Genomic DNA, 5,031 nt, shown 5'->3' on the forward strand with positions numbered 1-5,031 from the left:
CAACCCATCAAACCCCGCACACACCTCATCGAACGCTGATGCGAACACAGGAAAGGAGTCATACAACTCCCGCCCCATCCCCGCCCGCTGACTCCCCTGACCAGAGAACAACACCGCCACACGCCCCGACCGCACACGCCCTGCCACCACACCACCGCCAGCACCCCCGACGGCAGTCTCCGCCAGCCTCTGAAGCCCAGCGGTCAGCTCCTCCACATCTGAGCCAAGGACGACAGCACGGTGCTCGAAGACCGCACGAGAGCCCACCAGCGCACGCCCCACGCCCACCGCATCCACGCCACCACCATCAGCCTGAGCAGCACGCACATACTCCAGCAACCGACCCGCCTGAGCCGCCAACGCCCCCGCACTACGCCCCGACACCACCCACGGCGTCACACCACCAGCGGAAACCACCTCGACATTCGTGGCCTCGTCCACCGACGCTTCCTCAAGGATGACGTGCGCATTCGTCCCCGACACGCCGAAGGACGACACACCAGCCCGCCGCACCCGCTCTCCACGCGGCCAGGCCACAGGATCGGTCAGCAGCTCAACCGCGCCCGCATCCCAATCCACATGCGAAGACGGCCGATCCACATGCAACGTGCGCGGCAACACCTCACGGTTCAGCGCCATGACCATCTTGATCACACCACCCACACCCGCAGCCGCCTGCGCATGGCCGATGTTCGACTTCAACGACCCCAGCCACAACGGCCGACCACCCTCACGCTCCCGCCCATACGTAGCCAGCAGCGCCTGCGCCTCAATCGGATCGCCCAGCGTCGTACCCGTCCCATGCCCCTCGACAGCATCCACATCCGCCGCCGACAACCGGGCATTGGCCAGCGCCTGCCGAATCACCCGCTCCTGCGAAGGACCATTCGGCGCCGTCAACCCATTCGACGCACCATCCTGATTCACCGCCGAACCACGCACCACCGCCAACACCCGATGCCCCCGCGCCCGAGCATCCGACAACCGCTCCAACAACAACACACCCACGCCCTCGCTGAACCCCGTCCCGTCCGCCGCGTCCGCGAACGCCTTGCACCGCCCGTCCACCGCCAGGCCGCGCTGTCGGGAGAACTCCACAAACGTCCCCGGAGTCGACATCACCGCCACACCACCGGCCAACGCCATCGAACACTCACCACCACGCAACGCCACACTCGCCTGATGCAACGCCACCAACGACGACGAACACGCCGTATCCACCGTCACCGCAGGACCCTCAAGACCAAACACATACGCCACACGCCCCGACATCACACTGGCCGTGTTACCCGTCAGCACATAGCCATCACTGCCCTCCGGCTGCTGCTGGAACCGTGACAGGTAGTCCTGCCCTTGAGTTCCGATGAACACGCCGGTCTCGGTACCGCGTACATCAGCCGGATTGATTCCCGCGCTCTCCATCGCCTCCCAAGACGCTTCCAACAGCAACCGCTGCTGCGGATCCATGACCAGCGCCTCACGCGGAGAAATCCCGAAGAACTCCGCATCGAAATCGGCCGCATCATGCAAGAACCCGCCGCGCAGCTCGGCTGGAGTCGACTCCTGATCCGAGTCCTTGTCGTCCAGGATTCCGGCCGCCCAGTCACGGTCGGCGGGAAACGCGGAGATGGCATCCACGCCGTCTGCCACGAGTTCCCACAGCTCATCCGGTGAAGCCACATCACCTGGATACCGGCAAGACATACCGACAATGGCTATCGGCTCGCGCGCCCGCTCCTCAACCTCACGCAAACGAGCTCGAGCCTCACGCAATCCAGTCGTGGCGCGCTTGAGGTGTTCAAGTACCGTGGAGTCTTCCATGGGCCCTGCCCTTTCACTGGAGAGTCACTGATTCGCTCAGAAAGTTCCAAGTTCGTCATTGAGCAGCTTGAGAACTTGGTCCATATCGGCTGATTCCAAGTCGTCACTCCGTGCCTGCGCGCCGTCGTCCAGCCGTGAATCCCCCAATGCCAGGATGAGCCCCTTGAGGCGTGCCGAAATCTGAGCCCTCTCGTCCTCTCGATAGCGCAGCCGAGAGAGAGTGACTTCCAGCTTGTCGAATTCAGCCAGCACAGCGCGTGCGGACATGTTCGTTTCACTCTGACCGACGCCACGAATCTGAGAATCCAGGTAGTGCGCAACCGCAAGCGGCGTCGGATGGTCGAAGACCAACGTCGCCGGCAGACGCATCCCCGTGGTTGTGCTGAGCTGGTTGCGGAGCTCGACCGCGGTAAGCGAGTCGAAGCCCAACTCCTTCAACGCCCGGTCAGGGTCTATGTCGGTGTGACCACTGTGCCCCAGGACAGACGCGGCATGGGTAAGGACCAGATCCAGCAAGAGCTGCTCTCGTTCCTCCGGCGCGGCCAGAGCCATCCGCTCCTTCCACGCCTCCGCACTCTGCTGACCAGCCGCGACCTTGCGATGCGGTACACGAACCAGTCCCCTCATCAACGCTGGAACCGCGTCGGCGCGCTTCCTGATCGCCTTCAGATCCACCTTCATCGACAACACGTGGGGCCGCTCCGTTGCCGAGGCAGCGTCGAGTAGGCCGGCGGTCCTCTCTTGTGCGACGTGGCCCCAGGCGAGGGCGAGGGCAGGCAGGCCCTGGGCGTGGCGGTGCTGGGCCAGGGCGTCGAGGAAGGCGTTGGCCGCCGCGTAACTGCTCTGCCCACCGGCGCCGAGCGTGGCCGTGGCGGAGGAGTACAGCACGAACGCCTCCAACCCCATGTCGCGAGTCAACTCATGCAGATGCCACGCCGCATCCACCTTCGGCGCCAACACCCGCTGAACACGCTCATCGGTCAGCCCCTCCGCGACACCGTCATCCACCACCGCTGCGGTGTGCACCACACCCCTGAGCGGCGCCTCCGCCGGAACACCTGCCAGCAGCTCACGTACCGCTTCGCGGTCGGCCACATCGCAGGCGGCCACGGTGACCGACGCCCCGGCCGCCTCCAGCTCAGCCACCAACTCCGCCGCCCCCGGTGCGTCCGGGCCCCGACGGCTGGCCAGGAGCAGATGCTCCACCCCATGCTCAGCCACCAGATGCCGAGCCACCACACCCGCCAACACACCCGACGCTCCCGTCACCAACACGGTCCCACCAGAGACCAACCGCGCAGACGCCGCCGGGGCCACTGCGGGCTTGGCCACACGGGACAAGCGCGGAACCAGGACGGTCCCGCCCCGGACCGCCAGTTGCGGCTCCTCGCCCGAAGCAAGGGCCCGCACCACCGCGTCCGCCGCAACGGCGCTGATCTCCTGTGCATGGTCGGGGTCGTGGTCCAGCAGGAGGAACCGGCCGGGGTTCTCGGTCTGCACCGACCGCAACAAACCCCACACCGGAGCCTGCACCAGATCCGCCACATCCTCCCCTGCCTCGGTGGCGACCGCACCACAGGTGGCCACCACCAGACGGGAAGCAGCCAACCGCTCCTCACCAAGGCACCGCTGCACCGAAGACAGCACAGCGGACAGGGACTCCCGCACCCGAGCCGCCAGACCCTCGCCAGTGCTCGTCGGGCAGGACAAGACCACGGTCCCGGGCACCGCTTCGCCCTCATCGAGCGCGCTGGTCAACTCCGATATGTCGGCGTAGCGGGCATACGACCCGCCCGCACGGACCACCGCCTCACCCAACCCGGCATCCGACCCCACGACCGCCCACGAACCCCCAGCAACAACCGAAGCCGATGTGGCCACCGGCTGCCAGTCCAGCTGGAACAGGGAGTCGTAACGGCTGGTCCGGGCGGCCTGCAGCTGCTCAGCCGAGATCGGCCGCAAGACCAGGGACTCGATGGAGACCACCGGCTGGCCCGTCGCGTCCGCCACCTCCAACGCCACAGCGTCCGCCCCGGCCCGGGCCAGTCGCACCCGCACCACCGACGCACCCGAGGCATGCAACCGCACCCCCGACCACGCAAACGGAACACGCACCACACCCGACCCCAACGCCCCATCCGGCTGCCGCTCAAAGTCCGCCAAGGCCACGGCATGCACGACCGCGTCCAGCAGTGCGGGATGGACTCCGAACCGCTCCACCTCACCAACCCGCTCCTGCGGAAGACGGACCTGCGCGAACACCTCCTCACCACGCCGCCAAACCGCCTCCACGCCCCGGAAAGCCGGACCGTAGCCAAACCCACGCTCAGCGAGCCCGGCATAAAACCCCTCCGGATCCGACATCACCACCTCAGCGCCCACCGGTGGCCACTGCTCCAACACCACCCCGCCACCAGCAGCAGCCGACCCCTCCGCCACCAGCAACCCGCTCGCATGAGAGCTCCACACGGCATCATCGGAGCCCGTCGCATCCTCGAAGTGCGANCCCTCCGCCACCAGCAACCCGCTCGCATGAGAGCTCCACACGGCATCATCGGAGCCCGTCGCATCCTCGAAGTGCGAGTAGACCGCAACCGGCCGCAGACCAGTCTCATCCGGCTCCTCGACCACCACCTGAACCTGGACACCGCCCCGCTCTGGCAGAACCAACGGCGCTTCCAGCGTCAGCTCCTCCACCCGACCGCAACCGACCTGATCGCCCGCACGGACGACCAACTCGACCATCGCGGCTGGTGGTACCAACACCGAGTCCAAGACGCGGTGATCAGCCAGCCATGGGTGTGTCTCCAGCGAGATGCGTCCGGTGAAGAGCTGCCCGCCCTCGGCGAGGGGGACCACGGCCCCCAGGAGGGGGTGTTCAAGAGTTTCCAGCCCCAGGCCCGTGGCATCGGCCGCCACGGTCGGAGCATCGAGCCAGTAACGCTCCCGCTGGAAGGCATACGTCGGCAAGGACACCAACGCCCCACCACCCGACCCGGACGACACAGCACCCAAGACGGGCGTCCAGTCGACGCTCACCCCGTTGACATGCAGCTGGGCCAGGGAAGTCAGGACCTGCCTGAGTGTGTCCTGGTCACGGCGCAACGTGCCGGTCACCACCGCCTGACCACCAGCGGCCTCCACCACCTCCTCCACACCCACCGTCAACACCGGATGCGCACTCACCTCAACAAAAACCCCATAACCCTC

At 66.6% G+C, this 5,031-nt stretch carries 2 protein-coding genes; both read right to left on the minus strand.

Annotation, left to right across the window (positions count from 1 at the left end; genetic code table 11):
• Positions 1-1,821 (minus strand): type I polyketide synthase (locus IEJ02_RS47340; protein WP_191070438.1); only part of this gene is annotated, 1,821 nt, incomplete at its 3' end.
• Between the two features lie 36 nt (positions 1,822-1,857).
• On the minus strand, positions 1,858-5,007 hold the full coding sequence (locus IEJ02_RS47345; protein ID WP_191070439.1) for a type I polyketide synthase: 3,150 nt from the start codon (positions 5,005-5,007) through the stop codon (positions 1,858-1,860).
• Positions 5,008-5,031: the final 24 nt, after the last annotated feature.

This window comes from Streptomyces sp. 5-10, from assembly GCF_014712245.1.
GTDB classification, from domain to species: Bacteria; Actinomycetota; Actinomycetes; order Streptomycetales; family Streptomycetaceae; genus Streptomyces; species Streptomyces violaceusniger.